Raw genomic sequence first — 18,588 nt, 5'->3', positions numbered from 1 at the left:
TAGTGGCAGGATCTTCGGTATGCAGGAGTTGTGGTCGCAGCGTGCGGACGCTGCGGAGGGTGCCGTCGCCGCGCGGCACATGCGTCGGCTGTGGGGGCTGCCGGGCACGACGCTCGGAGTCGTGGCCTGGCCACCGGTTCGCCGTGAACGGCTGTTCCTGCGTTGGCACTACTGGTGGCAGGCCCATCTGCTCGACTGCGCGGTCGACGCCGCCGATCGCGAACTCACCCCCAAGCGCCGTCGGCGATTGAACAAGGTCACCCGGGCGCACCGCACCCGCAACCTCGGCAGATGGACCAACAACTACTACGACGATATGGCCTGGCTCGGGCTGGCACTCGAACGTGCCCAGCGACAGCACTTCGTCGGCAACCGGGGTGGCATCCAGCAGATCGAGATGGAACTGTTCGACGCCTGGGCTCCGGCCGAGGGCGGTGGTATTCCGTGGCGCAAGAAGGACGACTTCTACAACGCTCCGGCAAACGGTCCGGCCGCGATAATGCTCGCGCGAACCGGACGACTGTGGCGTGCCCAGGAAATGTCGGACTGGATGAACCGGACCCTGCGGGACCCTCGAACCGGCTTGATCGTCGACGGAGTGCACTCGACCCGCGCACTTGTCGGCGCTGGCAAACAGGCCGAGGTGGAACGCGCGATCTACAGCTACTGCCAGGGAGTCACGCTCGGCCTCGAAACCGAACTCGCAGTTCGACTCGGCGAGCCCAGGCATGCGAAGCGGGTCCACACGCTGGTCGATGCGGTAGAGAACCACCTGACCCGCAACCTCGTGATCACCGGCGGCGGCGGGGGAGACGGCGGCCTGTTCAACTCCATTCTCGCGCGCTACCTGGCCGTGGTTGCGGTCGAGCTACCCGGAGACTCCGACGCCGACAATCGTGCCCGCGAACTCGCCGCAGCGATCGTGCTGAACTCGGCCGAGGCCGCGTGGGAAAACCGACTCGAAGTGGAAGACAACCCGCTGTTCGGAGCCGACTGGACCCGCGAAGCGCGATTCCCGGGACAGGGACTGCACATCGCTACCTTCACCGAAGGCACTGTGCGACCGTCCGACGTACCCGAGCGAGATCTGTCGGTCCAACTCGGCGGCTGGATGCTGATGGAAGCGGCTTACCGCGTCAGCGCAGCAGGTTTTTAGGGCCTACTCGACGACCTCGTCGACCTCGATGGTTTCCTCGGGTCGGGCCATTTCCTTGCGGTATTGCCAGATGCCCAGACCCGTTCCGACGACCAGCAGCACGATCATGCTGATGAGGACGGCGGGCATCAGCCACGGGATGTTCTGGATGAACGAACCGAAGTAGAACCCGATCAGCAGCAGCACCGGTGCCCAGATGATCGCGCCCAGAGTGCTGGCGATGGTGTAGCGGCGGTGATCCATCTTGGCGGCCCCGGCCACCATGGGGCACAAGGTGCGCACCCAGGGGATCCAGCGCGCGACGAGCACCGCCCAGAATCCGTGCTTCTCGAGCAACAGATTGACCTTGTGCAGGTTCTTGGTGTTGAGGTATTTACCGTTCTTGCGTGCCACCAGGGTCGAGCCTGTTCGATGGCCGATCATGTATCCCACCTGGTTGCCGGCAATGGCGGCAACCATCGCACCGACCGACAGCGCCCAGATGTGCCCGGTGCCCGACGCGTGGGTCGCCATCACGATTCCCGCCGTGATCAGCATCGAATCGCCGGGTAGGAACAAGCCGATGATCACCGCACACTCGATGAACACGAATGCCATCACTACGGCCCAGACGACGAGGGGGCCCGCCGTCTGTAGGGGACCGAAGCTACCGGCTGCTTGCGTGGACACGTCCTGCAGCGCCGTTGCGCTCAGAGCGGTGGTAATCGAATGCACAGGCTCGATCACTTTCGGAAGATCTCTATCAGGACTTGGTGTCCGGGGCGTCGGCCTCGATCGCGTCGGTTGCCTCGCCGAGCGGAGTCTTACGGGCCTTGATCATTCGCTTGCCGACCTCGATGACGATGGGCAGGACGGAGACGGCCACGATGATCAGGAAGATGATGTCGACGTGCTCGCGGATGAAGGCGATCTGCCCGAGCAGGTACCCCAGCACCGTCACGCCCGCGCCCCAGAGGATGCCGCCGACGACGTTGTAGGTGAGGAACAGCGAGTACTTCATGTGCGACGCACCGGCGACGACCGGCGCGAACGTCCGCACGATCGGAACGAAGCGCGCGAGGATGATGGTGATCGGACCGTGCTTCTCGAAGAACAGATGCGATTCGTCGATGTACTTCTTCTTGAAGAATCGAGCGTCGTTGCTCTTGAAGAGAGCGGCACCGCCCTTGGTGCCGATGAGGAAGCCGACCTGATCGCCGAGAATCGCCGCGATCGGAATGAGGATGACGAGCGTCCAGATCGAAGCGAACGGCTCGATCTCGGTGGACTTCGACGCTGCGATCAACCCGGCCGTGAAGAGCAAGGAATCGCCGGGCAGCAGCGGGAACAGCAGGCCCGACTCGATGAACACCACCAGTAGAAGCCCGATGAGCACCCAGTGTCCGAAAGAGTTGAGCAGGTTCACCGGGTCGAGGAATCCAGGTAACAGGGCCAGATTGGTCGTCACCGATTCCGAGGCAGCTAGAAGACTCACCGCGCCCACACTACCGGCCGAAACTGGTAACTCCTGAACAGTTGGTGACGCGCGACCATGATCCGAACGACGCTTCCCTCAGCGGGTATGCACGACAGCGGGCCCGGTAGTTGCCATACTGCACAAGACACAATCGAACTTTCAATGGAGGAATGACGCCGTGCCTATCGCAACTCCCGAGGTCTACGCCGAGATGCTGGGCCGGGCGAAGGAACACAAGTTCGCTTTTCCGGCAATCAACTGTGTGGGTTCCGAGTCCATCAACGCCGCCATCAAGGGATTCGCCGACGCGGGTAGCGACGGCATCATCCAGTTCTCGACCGGTGGTGCCGAGTTCGGCTCCGGGCTCGGTATCAAGGACATGGTCGTCGGTGCCGTTGCGCTCGCCGAGTTCGCGCATGTGATCGCCGCCAAGTACGACGTCACCATCGCTCTGCACACCGACCATTGCCCCAAGGACAAGCTGGACACGTACGTGCGTCCGCTGATCGCGATCTCGCAGGAACGCGTCGACGCAGGTAAGAACCCGCTGTTCCAGTCGCACATGTGGGACGGCTCGGCCATCCCGATCGACGAGAACCTCGAGATCGCCAAGGATCTGCTCGCCCGCGCTGCGGCAGCCAACATCATTCTCGAGGTCGAGATCGGTGTGGTCGGCGGCGAAGAAGATGGCGTCGAGGCCGAGATCAACGACAAGCTCTACACCTCGAACGAAGACTTCCTCAAGACCGTCGAGGCGCTCGGTGCAGGCGACGCGGGCTCGCGGTACCTGCTGGCCGCGACCTTCGGCAACGTGCACGGTGTGTACAAGCCGGGCAACGTCAAGCTCAAGCCTTCCGTGCTCGCCGACGGCCAGAAGGTCGCGACGGAGAAGCTCGGTCTGGCATCGGGTTCCAAGCCGTTCGATTTCGTCTTCCACGGCGGATCGGGCTCGGCGAAGAGCGAGATCGAAGAGGCTCTCGAGTACGGCGTCGTGAAGATGAACGTCGACACCGACACCCAGTACGCGTTCAGCCGTCCCATTGCCGGACACTTCTTCTCCAACTACGACGGTGTGCTGAAGGTGGACGGCGAGGTCGGCAACAAGAAGGCCTACGACCCGCGCAGCTACCTCAAGAAGGCCGAGGCCGGCATGACGGCCCGTGTCGTCGAGGCGTGCAACGACCTCAAGTCCGCCGGCCGCAGCGTATCCGCAGGCTGAGCGGGCGAGCCCGCATGTGCACGGAAACTCGTAGCCTGCTACGAGGTAGGAGTGGAGCCTGCGGAACGACCCGCAGGCTCCGCCGTGCACATGCAGCGTCAGCTGCACACCTTCCACTGATCGCCTTCCAGGCGTAGGTCGAAGGTGCGCGGCGACCGATCGTTCGGGTTGGCGTCGGTGTGCGCGATCACCTGAGCGATCGCGTTCGTGGTGTCGGTGACCTGAATGGCGTCGATGCTGTCGACGGTCGGAATGCTGCCCTGCTCTACGGAGACGCGGTGGACGTCGGCGAACTCGGTGTCCGGGATATCGCGGTAGAACGTCGCCAGATCCCCACACGAGGTGCTGCGAAGCGTAGCCAGGTCACCGCCGGCCAACGCGCTGGTGAACGATTCGACCGTCGACCGGATCTGCGCCTCCGGTGAGTTGTCCTCGCTGGTGCGGTCGATCAGTAGATACGCCCCAGCGGCAACCGCTGCGATCACCACCACCGCGGCCACCAGCGCCGCCCACCACTTCTTGTGGCTCGGCTTCTCCGGCTCCGCGGGCGGCGCTCCCACGCGCTGAGGAACTGCCTGCTTGGCACCGACCTGCTGTGGCTCGATCTTGCGGGGCCCGACCGGTGGCGGCACCGCTGCCGGCGCTTTCCTGTCTGCCGAAACAGATTTATCAACTGCCGCAACAGCTTTCGAGGAACCAGCTGCGGTGTTTCGCGGCGGAATACGACGCGGTGCCGCGGTCGGCTTCGCGACAGGCTTCGCTTCCGATGCTGCCGGTACCTCGGTTGGACCAGTGGCGATCTTCTCGGTCGGAGTGTCGGAGGACTCGTCGACACGCTTCTTCTTGCCCAGATCGATTTTCTCGGTGGCGGCGTCGGCCTCGGAGGGTGCATTCTTCTTCTCGTCCGGCATGCGTTCTCCCTCGTCCACCGAATTCTTGCAAGAGCGGTATGGCTGAAATTTCGTCAGCTGGCAGCCTATCGACCGGGTCCGCGGCCGGACGCGAGCGTTGCGGGGGTGTTCGGACACGATTCGGTGACGTAGGGGCACAATGAGCGCCATGACTTCTTTCGGTGATCTGCTCGGACCCCAACCCACACTGTTGCCCGGCGACGACGAGGCCGAATCCTCACTGCTCAACCACGAGGCCCCCGAAACCGTCGCAGCTGCGCATCCGACGGCGTCCATTGCGTGGGCGTATCTCGCCGAGGCTTCCCTCGAGTCGGGTGCCACAATTACCGCATACGCCTATGCACGTACCGGATATCACCGAGGTCTGGACCAGTTGCGTCGTAATGGATGGAAGGGATTCGGGCCGGTCCCGTACAGCCATGAGCCCAACCGCGGATTCCTCCGATGCGTCGCAGTCCTCGCCAAAGCTGCCCGCGACATCAACGAGAACGACGAGTACGCCCGTTGCCTCGACCTCCTCGAAGACTGTGACCCCAAGGCAGCAGAAGCGCTCGGCCTGGGCTGATCGAGCCCGCGCCAGCCGCTCGCGTGGCCGGACCCGGATGAAGGCGGGCACCGAGCGCTTGCGGTTGTCGCTGTTGCCCATCGTGCAGTGCGCGTTGGCGGCCGGGGTCGCATGGTTCGTCGCCACGGATCTCGTCGGTCACGAACGACCGTTCTTCGCCCCCATCGCGGCCGTCGTGTCGCTCGGTGTGTCCCTCGGGGCGCGGTTGCGTCGATCGGCCGAGCTGGTGGCCGGCGTGACGGTCGGTATCGGCGTCGGCGATCTGTTGATCTCGCTGATCGGTAGTGGGCCCTGGCAGATCGCGCTGGTGGTCGTGTTGGCGATGTCGGCTGCGGTGTTCCTCGACGGCGGTCCCATCATCGCGATGCAGGCCGGATCGTCCGCGGTGCTGGTGGCGACCCTGATCCCGCCGGGCAACATGGGTGGCCCCAACCGCATGGTCGACGCGTTGGTCGGCGGTCTGGTGGGCATCGCGATCGTGGCGTTGATTCCCACGCATCCGGTGTGGCGTGCGCGCAAGGATGCGGCGAACGTCCTGGCCACGGCTGCCAGTGTGTTGCAGAAGGTGGCCGACGGTTTGGTGGCGAACGATCCCAAACCGATCGAGGAGGCGTTGCGTAAGGCGCGCGCAACGCAGTCGGGTATCGACGCTCTGCGGACCGATCTCAAGGGCGGCCGGGAAATTGCCCGGATCTCGCCGATGTACTGGAATCACCGCAATCGTTTGGCCGCGCTCGCGGCAACGGCCGATCCCATCGACAATGCCGTCCGCAACATTCGGGTGCTCGCTCGGCGGTCGCTGACGCTGGTGCGAGACGACGAGATTCTCGATCCACGTGTCGTCGACGAGGTCGAGAAGCTGGCGCATGCGGTGGAAGTCCTACGTCAGATGGTTCTCGCCGATCCGGGACAGAAGCCGGATGCGGCGGAGGCTGCTCGGGTGCTGCGTTCGGTTGCCGCCGGTGCCAAGCCCGAGTTGATCTCGAATGCCGGCCTGTCGGCGACCGTGGTGCTTGCTCAATTGCGGTCGATCATCGTCGATCTGTTGCAGGTCGCGGGCCTCAAGCGCATTTCGGCACTGGCGACCCTGCCGCCGACGGTGAAGAATCCGCACGTTCCACCGGAGGTGTGAACCAGGGCCTGTAGGCACACGACACCATTGCATATATGCGTATGTACGCATATGGTGACTGCCGGAAGCAGCTACAGGTACGCAAGGGGGAGTCATGGGCGCCGGTCACGGACACAGTCACGGTGTGGGCGGTCATTCGCCCGCAGGGGCGGGTCCACCCAAGTCTCGCGTTCGCAAGATGGTCGTGGCGCTGGCGATTCTGGTGGTGTTCCTCGTCGTCGAGGCAACCGTTGCGCTGGCGATCGGTTCGCTCGGACTGCTCGCCGATGCCGGCCACATGCTCACCGACGTACTCGGTATGTCCATGGGATTGATTGCACTTCTGCTGGCACGCAAGGGAAGCGCTGCCGCAGCAAGAACTTTCGGCTGGCACCGCGCCGAAGTGTTGACCGCCATCGCCAATGCTGTTCTGCTGCTGGGTGTTGCGGCCTTCATCATGTACGAGGCAATATCGCGGATCGGTGACGCTCCCGAAATCCCGGGCCTACCGCTCATTCTTACTGCGGCGGCCGGTCTCGCGGCCAATATCGTTGTCATGCTGCTCATTCGCGGCGACGCCAAGGATTCGCTCGCGGTCCGCGGCGCATACATGGAAGTCCTGGCCGACGCGGTCGGCAGTGTCGGGGTGCTCGTCGGCGGTGTGCTGATGCTGCTGTTCCAGTGGACCTGGGTGGACATCGTTGTGGGTGTGCTGATTTCCCTGTGGGTGATTCCGCGAGCGATCAAGCTGGCCGGCTCGGCGCTGCGTATTCTCACCCAGGCCAGTCCGGCCGACGTCGACGTGGACGCGTTGACCGGGGACCTGAGCGCACTTCCCGGAGTGACGGGAGTGCACGACCTGCACGTGTGGACGCTCACCACCGGAATGGATGTGGCCACCGTGCATCTCGAGTGCGAGGGGTCGTCGTCGATGGTGCTCGATCGAGCCAAGTCGTTGTTGTCCACCTACGGTCTCGACCACGCCACAGTGCAGGTCGAACCTGCCGCACACGGGCGAACGTGCAAGGAAGAGATCACCTGGTGATGGTGCGAACCTCGGTGCCCGGACGCCAGATGTCGATCTGCATGTGATCGTCCACCAGGGACGTCAGCACAATCTCGTTGATATCGAGATCGAACACGTGGTACGGCACCAGTTCGCCCGGCGCGGCGTCGAATATCGGTTGCAGCACAGTGGGATCGGTGATTTCGACGGCAACTCCGCCGATCTTCGCGTCACCGCCCTCCATCGAATGATGCCCAGGGTTGCTGTGCAGCGCGAACCGTCCGTCGCGCTGCAGGTCCCGCGACTTGACGGCACCGAGCATCGATCCGAGGCGCAGTACACCGCTGGCGTCGAACTCCACCTCGGTTCCGCTCACGCGCGGTGAGCCGTCCACTCGTAGCGTCGCAAGAACATGGTGCTTGTGGGCGGTGAATCTGGCCCGTACCGCCGATGCCAGGTTCGGGGCTGCCGTCGAGAACTCGTCCCACGTCGTCATGAGTCGATTATGCGATCCGGCACCGACACTGTTGGGAAAGACTGCACGCAACCAGTCCGAACCTTCGGAATCCCGTCGATCGCGCTCGATACCGTGCACTGCTTCCCTCAACTGCGACCGAACGACGAGTCAGGCCCAGAATCGCATCAGGTAGTTGCCGTTGCCGGCGAAGAACTCGGGAACGCCGGACAGCCCGAACAGGGTATAGATCGCTCCGAAGAAAGCGGCATTGACGGCGGGTACGAAGAGCAGCGCAACGAGTACGAGAATTCCGTATCCCTTGAATTGGTTCAGCGATGCTCGGGTGGAGTGCGAAAGCGAGGGCTCCAGCGCGGCGTATCCGTCGAGTCCCGGTACCGGAATCAGGTTGAGGATGGTGGCCATGATCTGCAAGAACGCCAGGAAGCTGAGCCCGTACCAGAATGCGGGGTGCGTGCCGTCGGTGCCGAACAGTCTGATGACGACCAGAAGTGCCACGGCGACAACGGCATTGGCGAACGGACCTGCGAGGGCGATGCGCCGTTGTGTAGATGCAGGAAACTGGCCGGTGCGCAGGTACACAGCACCGCCCGGTAGTCCGATCCCGCCGATCGCGATGAACACCACCGGTAGGACGATCGAGAGCAACGGATGGGTGTACTTCAGCGGGTTGAGCGTCAGGTAGCCCCGGAGCTCGACTTCGCGATCTCCGGCGCGAAAAGCGGTGAAGGCGTGGCCGAACTCGTGCAGGCACACCGAGGCGATCCAGCCGGCGAGGACCAGAACGAACACCCCGAGCCGCGCCGTGAACGACGTGACGTCCTCGGCCGTCCAGGCGAGCGCGCCGCCCACTCCTGCGACAGCCAGAACGGCAACGAACACCGGGCTCGGCAGAACGGGACTGCGTCGCAGCGGAACGGTCATCGGATCAGTGGGACGGTCATCGAACCAGCAACCACTCCTGATCGTGGCGGTAGAACGTGGATCTCTTCACCGTTCTGTCGCCGGCGATGCCGTCGCGCAGTAGTTGAGCTGCGGGAGAGCCGAGTTGCATCGCGCGCCCGCTCACCCAGCGGCGGGGCAGCAGACGTCGACGGCCGATCACTCGCGCGCGCAGGCCCGGCAGCTCGGGGGTCGGTGCCACCTCGACGCCGGGTACGACGCCGGAGAACAGGCGGGTGTCGTCGACATAGGCCTCGCCCTCGAGTTCCGCGCCGGCGGCACCGCCGAGTAGCGCCCGACCGACGACGGCCTTGCCTGCGTCGTCTCGAATCAGGGGTGTGCTCGACGCCGTCCCGGTGAGCGCCACCTTGGCGGCGCGTGATCCGGTGCCGAGTTTGTAGATGTGAGCTGCGTTGGTCGCGGTCTCCGGTACGAACGCGACTTCGACGTGCAGGCGGTCGGTACGCATCAACCGGGTCAGCACTGCGGCCAGGGAGGCATCGTCGCCCAGGACGATGATGCGGGGTGCGGGAGCGGATTCGATGTCGGAGAAGATCGCGCTGCAGTCGTCGTCGGTTGGTACTGCGTCGGCGCTGCGCAGTGGGACGTCGGTCAGCGTGATCGGCAGCAGCGGGTTGCCGCACTGCAGAACGAACGGTGTCACGGCGCTCCTAGGTCTGCGATGAATCCTCGTCAAACCATAGTGCCCTCGTTTGTCGCCGACCGTAGCGGCATGCGGGCCAGCTCACCGCCTCGGCTAGACTGTTCTCCCGGCCACTGTCGCGCCTGCGACAAATGGTGACTGCTGCATTCGTTCGAGCAAATCTGCAGCACGTCCTCGCACGAAAGCAACGTAGGAGAGCACATGCCGGCGATAGTCCTGATCGGCGCCCAGTGGGGCGACGAGGGCAAAGGCAAAGCCACCGACCTTTTCGGCGAACGCCTCCAGTGGGTGGTTCGTTACCAGGGCGGCAACAACGCCGGCCACACCGTGGTTCTTCCCAATGGAGACAAGTTCGCTCTGCACTTGATTCCGTCGGGAATCCTCACGCCGGGCGTCAAGAACGTCATCGGCAACGGCGTCGTCGTCGATCCCGGTGTGTTGCTGACCGAGCTCGACGGCCTCGAGAAGCGCGACGTCGACACGTCGAACCTGCTGCTCAGCGCAGATGCGCATCTCATCATGCCGTACCACGTGGCCATCGATAAGGTGACCGAGCGCTTCCTCGGTGCCAAGAAGATCGGCACCACCGGACGCGGAATCGGGCCCTGCTACCAGGACAAGATCGCCCGCGTCGGAGTCCGAGCGGCCGATGTGCTCGACGAGAAAATTCTGACCCAAAAGGTCGAGGCTGCACTGGAATTCAAGAATCAGGTGCTCTCGAAGATCTACAACCGGCGTGCGCTGGATTCGCAGCAGGTCGTGGACGAGGTGCTCGAGCAGGCCGAGGGATTCAAGCATCGCATCACCGACACCAGGTTGCAGCTCAACCTGGCCCTCGAGCGCGGTGAAACCATTCTGCTCGAGGGCTCGCAGGGCACGCTGCTCGACGTCGATCACGGCACGTATCCCTACGTCACGTCCTCGAACCCGACCGCGGGCGGCGCGTCCGTCGGCTCCGGTATCGGCCCCAACAAGATCGGGACTGTGCTCGGCATCCTCAAGGCCTACACGACGCGTGTCGGCTCGGGTCCGTTCCCGACGGAGCTGTTCGACAACTACGGCGAGTACTTGGCCAAGCAGGGCGGCGAGGTGGGCGTCACCACCGGTCGTGCCAGGCGCACCGGTTGGTTCGATGCCGTCATCGCGCGATACGCCACCCGTGTCAACGGCATCACCGACTACTTCCTGACCAAGCTGGACGTGCTGTCCAGCTTGGACACGGTGCCGATCTGTGTCGCCTACGACGTGGACGGTGTGCGGCACGACGAAATGCCGATGACACAGACCGGCTTCCATCACGCGAAGCCGATCTACGAAGAGATGCCCGGTTGGTGGGAAGACATCTCCGGTGCCCGCACGTTCGAGGAACTGCCGATCAACGCGCAGAACTACGTCCTGCGTCTCGAGGAACTGTCGGGTGCGTACATGTCGTGCATCGGCGTCGGACCGGGACGCGACGAAACCATCGTTCGCCGGGACATCCTGCGGTAATCGGGTCAATCGACTCGAAAGCCCCGCACTTTCCGGAGTGCGGGGCTTTTTTGCGCTGTTTTTTTATGCCGCCCGGTTCGATCGCGCGGTTTGCAACATCCGAATTGGGCCGATGTGCCCGAATTTCCGTATCGAAAGCGAGGAATCGAGGGATACTCGACGTTGTGTAAGTAAGGGAGGCGCTGCTCATGTCCGCTCCGTACAACGGTCTCGAAGTGTTTGCCTATCAATTCGATCGCTTTGCGTACGAACATTCTTGGATCGGCGAGCAGGTCGGTGAGTTCATGCTCGGCCCGGGCGGGGGCGGCATGCTCGAGTACCGGAATGCAACGGTGTTCGCACTTCCCGAGGGCGGAGCGCACGAGGTGCACGGTCCAATTCTCGAGTGGTACCTGGCGCACGGAGGGCCGTATGGCACTCTCGGCTATCCAATCAGCGACGAACGGCCGACGCCGACGGGCTTTGGCCGCTACAACCTGTTTCAGCGGGGGGCGTTGGGTTGGCTTCCGGAGACAGGGGCGTTCGTCATTGGCGGTAGGCCTGAGCGAGACGAGGTTTCGCCCGGACCCGGTGCGCAAGCCGCCGTCCTGACAGCAGGGGTGGACACCAGTTCCGCTTTCGCGTGACCTCACGAACCTCCGGTACAAATAGAGCGAGTTCGCTTTATTTGTTCCCGGTTGCGGTCACGATACAAAAGGTCTCGGTTTCTTTGTCGGCGAATAGATAAGCGTCGTGAAGGACCTTCGAAAATCTTGCTTTTACGTTTTATGAAAACGTGTAACGCGCGTGCCCTATGCTTCGACATCTGGTGCAGTGAGTGCAAACGGCATTCACCACCACACCCTCAGAAAAGAGCCGGGGCCATGTCCGAGAGCATTCAGAATTCCAACCGTAAGCGTAAAGTCCGCGCATTACTCGCAGGTGGTCTCGTCCTCGGTATCGGGGCGGCGGTGACGTTGGCTGCGTGGTCCGACAACGTGTTCGGTAATGCCGAGTTCGCCTCCGGCGACGAACCGTGGAATCTGCAGGGAAACTTCGCGACGGGGGCCGCCGTTTGGGACGAGTACGACGTCTCCCCAGGCGGCGGTCTGCAGTTCGCGATTCCGCTCAAGGACAACATGACCCCCGGAGACGTCGTCCGTGCGCCTGTCGGTTTGAGGCTCGAACCCGGGCAAGCATTGGGTGCGAGCATCACATTGACCGGTCCTACCATTCCTGCGCCCGTTCCCCCGGCAACGACCACGTTTGCCACCGCGCTTCGCTACACGGTCTACTCCGGCGTCACCGCAACAGACTGCGTCGCAGGCAATCTGGGCTCGACAACGGTCGTGGCACCCAACTCGCCATTGGGTACCGGCACAACAGCTCCGATCGTGTTGCCCAGTGGCGCACCGGCTATTGCCGGAACGCCTGTTGAGCTGTGCTTCGTGGTGACCTTGCCGGCCGGTACGACGAACGCGGTGTCGGGCCAGAGCACGGGCCAGCTCGTCTGGGACTTCGCCGGCACATCGACCGCGTAGCTCTTCGGTGTCGACTGTTCGTTCGAGGCAGCGTCGAGCACTGGCGGCAGGGGGAATAGTCCTGGGTTTCGGGGCTGTTCTCGTTGCCGCCAGCTGGACCGACAACGTACTGGGCTTCGCCAACTTCCAGTCGGGGCGTTTCGGTATCCAGTCCAGCGTCGACAATGGGGTGACGTGGAGCTCGCACCCGGTCACCGGCACCAACAATCAGTTGTCGTTCACCCCTACCGTGAGCGCAGTGGTTCCTGGTGTGGTCTCCTACGCGCCCATTCGGCTACGGACCGACGTGGGTTCGCTCGCTGCGAAGATCCAGCTCGGCGGTGCGCAACTGTCGGGCGATGCGGCGCTCGGAGGTGCGCTTGTATATCGTGCGGTCAAGCTTGAAACAGCTGGGTCACCCTGTACCAGTGCGGCTTTCACCGGTACACCCTCGTGGGTCGTCGGTAGTGCCGGCGCAGTGAGTTTGACGACCGGCTCAGCCCCGAACGTCTTCACACTTGCTGCCGCCACTACGGCAAGTGAAGGCGCAGCAACCACGGTGTGCTTCGAGATCAGCTTGCCTGCCACTCCCGCCAACTGGACCAATTCAGCGCTGCAAGGAAAAACTGCAACCCCCGACTGGGCTTTCGTCGGCACTTCCTAGGAAAGACACCATGACACAAGCGCGACACGGAAACGCCGAAGCGAAGCGTTCGCTGTGGTCGAGAGCCGGCGATTGGCTCTTGAACATCTTGGCTGTCGGCGGAGTTGTCTGCATAGCTCTGGTCATCTGTGCCTTCGCGTTCAACATCACCCTCATCATGTTCAAGACCGGGTCCATGTCACCGGCAATTCCGACTGGATCACTGGCCGTCGTGCAAAAAGTCTCAGCGGACTCGGTGCAGGTGGGTGACGTGGTGACCGTCGACAGGCCTGGCGAACTTCCGGTCACCCACCGAGTAGTCACCACGAACGCGCTACCGGATTCCGGCGCAATGTATCTCGAACTCAAGGGCGACGCCAACGAATACGCCGACCAGGGTCTGTACCAGGTCGACGAGGTACGAAAGGTACTGTGGTCGGTGCCTGGCCTAGCACGAGTGATCGTGTACTTCTCCAATCCTTATGTCCTGGGCGGGATCACGCTAGCCATGGCAGCTCTCGTGGTGGGTGTGTTCTGGCCGCGGGGAAAAGACGGCGACGAGCACGAGGAATCCTTCGCGGACGATGAGCTCGAGATCGAGCGGCACTGATGCAAAACACGAGGCGTAGGTCAGCCTTGATACTGGGCATTGCGTTGCTCGCTGCAGCATCACTCGGCCAATCACGCGGAATTATCGGGGAAACCGAGGCGGTCTGGACGGACCCAGAGCACACGTCGGCAACCGTGACGTCGGGAACGTGGCCGACCAGCGGGTACGGACTCGGCAGCGCATCACGCGTCAATAGCGCGGGAGGAGTGTCGATACTTCCCTCGAATCCGACGCCCCTGCCGTGGAATGGCGCTCGGGTAGGGCGCGACTCGACGAACCCGGGAACCGTAACTGTAACTGGCAGTGGGCCATTTGCGTCGTCGGCGGTGGCCGGCGTCAATCGGCTTGCCATGTCGAGCGCAACTTCTAACACGTCGGCTGTGGGTGCAAGCGCTTGTGGATCCTATGTCGTTGGGGTCGTCGGCACTCCGACATACTGCACCACCGGAACTCCCACGGCCAGTGCGTCAGCAAGCGTCACATCCATGCTGTTGCTCGGAAGTGTGCTGAGTCTCGTCGAGCTTGTCGGCCTCGTGAACACGAATATCGTCAACATCAATGGTTCGACGCAGGCGCTCACCACGTCGGTCAGCTGTGACCTCGTCGCAGGTACCAACACGTTTGCACAGCCGAAAGCGGGGACGGGAACTGGCAACGGTTCCGTTGTCGTGGGAGGGCGGTCGATCGCGATTCCGAATGCGAACGTTGGGCCCACACCTCCCGTGAGTTATAGCGACCGGCTGTTGTTGGGATATTCGAACGTCAGTCTCGAAAGCTCGGCCTCTGCCCCTTCTTCGTCGACCGGTTTCACCAAACTGAACCTCACGGGCACGGTTAGCCTGCTGAATTCAGGACTTCTTCCGCTGACGTTCAACGTAGATCTGGTTTCAGCTCAGTGTGGGCCAGGGTCAGTGCCGGCGTCCGCTGCCACGGTGCAGCCCCTAGCGCGGGGAGTGGCTCAGCCAGATTCTGTTCTTCCGGCAAGCTCCTCCGAAGCACCTCCCATGCCCGCCGAAATTGCCGAACCAGTGGCCCCTGAGACCACTGCTTCCGGCACGACGGCTCCACAAACGACGGCGCCCGAAACTGCGTCCGACGAGCCGGAAATTCCGGTCGTGCCCGAGGTCGAAGAGACAACGCCTCCCGCGACGACAGACAATCCGACGCAGACCACAGCCCTGCCGACAACGACTACAACCCCGCCGACTACGACGACCCAACCACCGGACCTGCCGACGGTGTTCACGGGACCGGCCGACGGAAATGTGGAAGCACTGACGCTGAAGGGCGGTGTCGTCTGCCGCGCACCCGTGGACGCGGACTACTCGGGGACCGTCGAATTGGCCTGTGACGACGGGACTTCTATCGGTGCGATGGGCTCTGCGCTGACATCAGCCGGCGTTGCTACGTCGACAGTGGACGGAGTGTGGGTGCCGGTGCTGACTCCGGAGGGGCAGGCGACAACTGTAGTTGCAGCGACGCGCCGGTAGCGCTGCCGAAACTGGGTCAGAACAACGTCGGCTCGCCGAACCCCGGCACTCCCTCTATGCCGAGAATTAGCTGTTTGGTGTTCGCCCCACCCGGTGCCGAGAATCCGCCCACCTCGGTGCCCGCGCCGAGTACTCGGTGGCACGGGACAATGATCGGCACGGGGTTTCGACCGAGCGCTCCGCCGACTGCTTGGGCCGCACCGGGATGGCCGAGTCGGCGAGCGATGTCGCCGTACGTAAGCGTCGAGCCTCGGGGAATCTCGCTGCACACCGTGTACACCGAAGCGTCGAACTCGGAGACGTCCAGAACCAGCGGAATCGATCTCATGTCGACGGCCCGTCCGTCGAGCAGGCCGACTATCCGGTCGATCGCATCGGCGGCGAGTGCGTCCACCTGCCCGTGCGCCGCGCCGAAGCTGGCCAGGTAGTCGTCCATTGCCTCGTCCGAAGGTTCCGGCAAGGCAACCGCGACTATCCCCTCATCGGTCCACGCGACACCGCAGCGTCCGATGGCGGTGTCGAAGAGCGTGCTGCTCGGCATGGCTCCAGTATCCACCCGTTGTGGCAGAGCAGTCCAGTTGATCGCTGAATGGACTTGAATGTTCGATGCCAGTGCGCGAATACTGGGGAGCATGGCCTCGAGAGTTCTCAATGCAACGTCACTGGCCCGTGATTTGGGTAGCTGGCGCGCCGACGCGACCGCGGATGGATCCGGTAAGCGCAAGGCCTCGCGTCCGACGTATCGGGCGTTGGCAGACGGCGTCCGTCTGCTCATTCACGACGGCCGAATTCCGCTCGGTGTGGGGCTGCCGAGCGAACGCGATCTGTCGGCGGCACTCGATCTGAGTCGCACGACGATCACCTCCTCGTATTCGGTGTTGCGCGACGAGGGATACCTGATCAGTAAACAGGGCTCGCGCAGTACGGTCGCGTTGCCTTCCGCGCCGACGCCCAATGGCATGTTGATCCAGTCGACGTCGCCTTCGGGTCCGGTAGTGGACATGTCTCACGCGGCGATGTCGGCCGCGGACGGCACCATGACGGCCGCGTACGAGTCTGCGCTGCAAGCACTTCCGGCGTATCTCCCGACGCACGGTATGGAGCCCATCGGTTTGGCGATGCTGCGCGAGGCCATCGCACAGCGCTTCATCGAACGTGGCCTACCGACAACTGCGGACCAGATCATGGTGACGTCCGGTGCGCAGCAAGCAGTTCGACTACTGCTGGGCACACTGACCTCGCCCGGCGACCGTGTGCTGATCGATCATCCGACCTATCCCAACGCCCTCGAGGCGATCAGGCGGGTGGGGGCCCGGCCCGTGCCGGTGCCGGTGCGCCCCGCGGACGGCGACTGGGATCTCGACGGAATTCGCAGTGCCGCAAGGCAGACAGCAGCCAAGGTGGCATACCTGATTCCGGACTTCCACAACCCGACCGGTCAGGTGCTCGGTGCCGAGGGGAGAGCCGAACTCGCGCGCATCACCCGCGACACCCGGATGACACTCATCGTCGATGAGACCATGGTGGATCTGTGGCTCGACGCGCCGCCGCCACCGCCGGTCGCATCGTTCGGGCGGGTCTCCGGTTCGGATATCGTCACGATCGGTTCGGCGTCCAAGTCGTTCTGGGGTGGCCTCCGCATCGGGTGGATCAGGGCGCACCCGTCGTTGGTCTCGCAGCTCGCAGGATCGCGGGCAGCACACGACCTCGGTACCTCGATCATGGACCAGTTGGCGTCGTCATTTCTGCTTCAGGACGCGGAACCGGCCCTCGACCTGCGTCGGTCCCAACTGCGTGAGCGTCGAGACGTTCTCGAAGATGCTCTGGCCGAACATGTTCCGGACTGGCGCTATCGCCGTTCCGAGGGCGGCATGTCGCTGTGGTTGCAGCTGCCCGCGCCGGTATCGAGTGCGCTGGCCGCCACGGCTCCCGCATTTGGAGCGGTGCTGGCAGCAGGACCACGATTCGGCGTGGAGGGTGCCTTCGAGCGCTACCTCAGGCTGCCGTACACCCGTGAGCCGCAAGAACTTCGGGCCGCAGTTGCGGCGACGGCGGCGGCATATCGAGCCTTGGCCCCGAGCGCCGAAGCGGAACAGCCGGCCCTGGTGTTCTGAGCGGCTGCGTGCTGACGGCGAACTCGAAGTTACGGACGGAAATCAGCCGAAAACCGTCCGCAACTTCGAGTTCGGCACACGTCAGCTCCAGACCGACGCGATGTCGGTTGCGGTGGACGGCGGTGGCGTCGGGACTCCGTTTTCGGTGCGCGAGAACCGCGGTGCCGGACGGTGCTGGGTGACGCCGCCGACGTCGATGAGCGAGTCTCTATCCTTCATGTGCGGGTGGTTCGGGGCCTCGGCGAAGGTGAGAACCGGCGATACGCACGCGTCGGTGCCGTCGAAGATCGCGGCCCATTCGTCCCGCGTCTTGGTCAGGAATGTCGAGGTGAACTTCTCGCGCAGTTCCGGCCAGCGCGACTTGTCCATCTGCGACGGTAGGTCGGCCTCGGAGAGACCGAGTCCGGTGAGCAGCTGCGCGTAGAACTGCGGCTCGAGTGAGCCGACTGCCATGTATTGGCCGTCGGAGGTCTCGTAGGTGTCGTAGAACGGTGCGCCGGTATCGAGGAGGTTGGTGCCACGGTCATCGCTCCACGCTCCGACGCCACGCCAGGCCCAGATCATGTGCGAGAGTGCGGCGGTGCCGTCGACCATGGCTGCGTCGACCACCTGGCCCTGCCCGGAGTTCTGTCGCTCGTAGAGCGCTGCCATGATGCCGAAGACGAGGAACATCGAGCCGCCGCCGAAGTCGCCGACCATGTTCAGCGGCGGCACCGGCCGTTCGCCGTCACGGCCGATGGCGTTGAGGACGCCGGTGACGGAGATGTAGTTGATGTCGTGGCCGGCGGTCTGTGCCCAGGGGCCCTCCTGGCCCCAGCCGGTCATGCGGCCGTACACCAGGCGCGGGTTGCGGGCCAAGGCGTCGTCGGGTCCGAGTCCGAGTCGCTCGGTGACACCGGGGCGAAATCCCTCGATCAGCACGTCGGCGCGCTCGACGAGACCGAGAACCTTCTCGATGTCGGCGGGGTCCTTGAGGTTCGCCTCGACGATGGTGCGACTGCGCAGCTGGTGGTCGTGGGGAGAGATCTGTCCGGCGCGTTGCACGCGCACGACGTCTGCGCCGAGGTCGGCCAGCAGCAGTGCGGCGTGCGGGCCGGGGCCGATGCCTGCGAGTTCGACGACGCGCAGTCCTGCGAGCGGTCCACCAGTGTTAGCCACGTTTGTTGCCTCGTTCCGACTCGTCAGCTGCGATAGTGAATGGAGACTAACTTGTACTAGGGCGTCCTAGTGATGTGG

General features: G+C 63.7%; 20 protein-coding genes. 12 read left to right on the top strand and 8 right to left on the bottom strand.

Annotated elements, in window-relative coordinates:
* The first annotated feature begins 19 nt into the window (after positions 1-19).
* Positions 20-1,156 (top strand): glycoside hydrolase family 76 protein, encoded by a 1,137-nt coding sequence (locus O4220_RS24495; protein WP_269608151.1) that lies wholly within the window; start codon positions 20-22, stop codon positions 1,154-1,156.
* Between the two features lie 3 nt (positions 1,157-1,159).
* On the opposite strand, the gene O4220_RS24490 is transcribed toward O4220_RS24495, so the two are convergent.
* Together O4220_RS24490 and O4220_RS24485 are read right to left on the bottom strand one after the other, a co-directional pair.
* Positions 1,160-1,825: a DedA family protein gene (locus O4220_RS24490; protein ID WP_269608191.1), complete on the bottom strand. Its 666-nt coding sequence runs from the start codon at positions 1,823-1,825 to the stop codon at positions 1,160-1,162.
* A gap of 73 nt (positions 1,826-1,898) precedes the next feature.
* The gene (locus O4220_RS24485; protein WP_371828239.1) at positions 1,899-2,639 is read right to left on the bottom strand and encodes a VTT domain-containing protein; all 741 of its coding nucleotides are present in this window, start codon (positions 2,637-2,639) and stop codon (positions 1,899-1,901) included.
* 151 nt (positions 2,640-2,790) lie between these two features.
* On the opposite strand from O4220_RS24485, the gene fbaA reads away from it, so the two are divergent.
* The gene (fbaA, locus tag O4220_RS24480) at positions 2,791-3,831 is read left to right on the top strand and encodes a class II fructose-bisphosphate aldolase (RefSeq protein ID WP_037190456.1); all 1,041 of its coding nucleotides are present in this window, start codon (positions 2,791-2,793) and stop codon (positions 3,829-3,831) included.
* Positions 3,832-3,929: 98 nt separating this feature from the next.
* Here the strand turns inward: fbaA and O4220_RS24475 are convergent, their stop codons facing one another.
* Positions 3,930-4,742 carry a hypothetical protein gene (locus O4220_RS24475; protein WP_269608149.1) on the bottom strand — a complete coding sequence of 271 codons (813 nt, stop codon included), beginning with the start codon at positions 4,740-4,742 and terminating at the stop codon, positions 3,930-3,932.
* Positions 4,743-4,890: 148 nt separating this feature from the next.
* Here O4220_RS24475 and O4220_RS24470 point away from each other — a divergent pair, with 148 nt between their 5' ends.
* The 3 genes from O4220_RS24470 (at position 4,891) to O4220_RS24460 (ending at position 7,463) form a co-directional block, all read left to right on the top strand.
* Positions 4,891-5,307 carry a DUF3151 domain-containing protein gene (locus tag O4220_RS24470; protein ID WP_269608148.1) on the top strand — a complete coding sequence of 139 codons (417 nt, stop codon included), beginning with the start codon at positions 4,891-4,893 and terminating at the stop codon, positions 5,305-5,307.
* Between the two features lie 37 nt (positions 5,308-5,344).
* Positions 5,345-6,439, top strand: coding sequence for an FUSC family protein (locus O4220_RS24465; RefSeq protein ID WP_269608147.1), 1,095 nt, complete (start codon positions 5,345-5,347; stop codon positions 6,437-6,439).
* 94 nt (positions 6,440-6,533) lie between these two features.
* Positions 6,534-7,463, top strand: coding sequence for a cation diffusion facilitator family transporter (locus tag O4220_RS24460; RefSeq protein WP_269608146.1), 930 nt, complete (start codon positions 6,534-6,536; stop codon positions 7,461-7,463).
* Here the strand turns inward: O4220_RS24460 and O4220_RS24455 are convergent.
* The 3 genes from O4220_RS24455 to O4220_RS24445 all read right to left on the bottom strand — a co-directional run bounded on the left by O4220_RS24455 (position 7,453) and on the right by O4220_RS24445 (position 9,505).
* Complete coding sequence (locus tag O4220_RS24455; RefSeq protein ID WP_269608145.1) at positions 7,453-7,920, bottom strand: pyridoxamine 5'-phosphate oxidase family protein; 468 nt, start codon at positions 7,918-7,920, stop codon at positions 7,453-7,455. The two genes, O4220_RS24460 and O4220_RS24455, sit on opposite strands and share 11 nt — an antisense overlap.
* Positions 7,921-8,049: 129 nt before the next feature.
* Positions 8,050-8,823 carry a site-2 protease family protein gene (locus tag O4220_RS24450; RefSeq protein ID WP_269608144.1) on the bottom strand — a complete coding sequence of 258 codons (774 nt, stop codon included), beginning with the start codon at positions 8,821-8,823 and terminating at the stop codon, positions 8,050-8,052.
* Between the two features lie 16 nt (positions 8,824-8,839).
* Complete coding sequence (locus tag O4220_RS24445; protein ID WP_269608143.1) at positions 8,840-9,505, bottom strand: hypothetical protein; 666 nt, start codon at positions 9,503-9,505, stop codon at positions 8,840-8,842.
* 201 nt (positions 9,506-9,706) lie between these two features.
* On the opposite strand from O4220_RS24445, the gene O4220_RS24440 reads away from it, so the two are divergent.
* The 6 genes from O4220_RS24440 to O4220_RS24415 all read left to right on the top strand — a co-directional run bounded on the left by O4220_RS24440 (position 9,707) and on the right by O4220_RS24415 (position 15,238).
* Positions 9,707-10,996, top strand: a complete 1,290-nt coding sequence (locus O4220_RS24440) for an adenylosuccinate synthase (RefSeq protein ID WP_032401538.1) — start codon at positions 9,707-9,709, stop codon at positions 10,994-10,996.
* Between the two features lie 188 nt (positions 10,997-11,184).
* Positions 11,185-11,622 (top strand): LGFP repeat-containing protein, encoded by a 438-nt coding sequence (locus O4220_RS24435; protein WP_269608142.1) that lies wholly within the window; start codon positions 11,185-11,187, stop codon positions 11,620-11,622.
* 237 nt (positions 11,623-11,859) lie between these two features.
* A complete protein-coding gene (locus O4220_RS24430; RefSeq protein WP_269608141.1) occupies positions 11,860-12,516 on the top strand; it encodes a SipW-dependent-type signal peptide-containing protein in 657 nt (218 codons plus the stop codon).
* Between the two features lie 7 nt (positions 12,517-12,523).
* A complete protein-coding gene (locus tag O4220_RS24425) occupies positions 12,524-13,159 on the top strand; it encodes a hypothetical protein (protein WP_269608140.1) in 636 nt (211 codons plus the stop codon).
* Positions 13,160-13,169: 10 nt separating this feature from the next.
* Positions 13,170-13,748 (top strand): signal peptidase I, encoded by a 579-nt coding sequence (locus O4220_RS24420; protein WP_269608139.1) that lies wholly within the window; start codon positions 13,170-13,172, stop codon positions 13,746-13,748.
* Positions 13,749-14,752: 1,004 nt separating this feature from the next.
* Positions 14,753-15,238 carry a hypothetical protein gene (locus tag O4220_RS24415; RefSeq protein ID WP_269608138.1) on the top strand — a complete coding sequence of 162 codons (486 nt, stop codon included), beginning with the start codon at positions 14,753-14,755 and terminating at the stop codon, positions 15,236-15,238.
* A gap of 16 nt (positions 15,239-15,254) precedes the next feature.
* Here O4220_RS24415 and O4220_RS24410 read toward each other — a convergent pair whose 3' ends face one another.
* Positions 15,255-15,779, bottom strand: a complete 525-nt coding sequence (locus O4220_RS24410) for a methylated-DNA--[protein]-cysteine S-methyltransferase (RefSeq protein WP_269608136.1) — start codon at positions 15,777-15,779, stop codon at positions 15,255-15,257.
* Positions 15,780-15,870: 91 nt separating this feature from the next.
* Between O4220_RS24410 and O4220_RS24405 the strand changes: the two genes are divergently transcribed.
* Complete coding sequence (locus O4220_RS24405) at positions 15,871-17,352, top strand: PLP-dependent aminotransferase family protein (protein ID WP_269608134.1); 1,482 nt, start codon at positions 15,871-15,873, stop codon at positions 17,350-17,352.
* An 81-nt stretch (positions 17,353-17,433) separates the two neighbouring features.
* Here the strand turns inward: O4220_RS24405 and O4220_RS24400 are convergent, their stop codons facing one another.
* Positions 17,434-18,510 carry a CaiB/BaiF CoA transferase family protein gene (locus tag O4220_RS24400; RefSeq protein ID WP_269608133.1) on the bottom strand — a complete coding sequence of 359 codons (1,077 nt, stop codon included), beginning with the start codon at positions 18,508-18,510 and terminating at the stop codon, positions 17,434-17,436.
* Between the last annotated feature and the right edge of the window lie 78 nt (positions 18,511-18,588).

Source organism: Rhodococcus ruber (assembly GCF_027270735.1).
In the GTDB taxonomy this organism is placed as follows: Bacteria; Actinomycetota; Actinomycetes; order Mycobacteriales; family Mycobacteriaceae; genus Rhodococcoides; species Rhodococcoides rubrum_A.
This window is presented reverse-complemented; position numbering and strand designations above follow the sequence as displayed.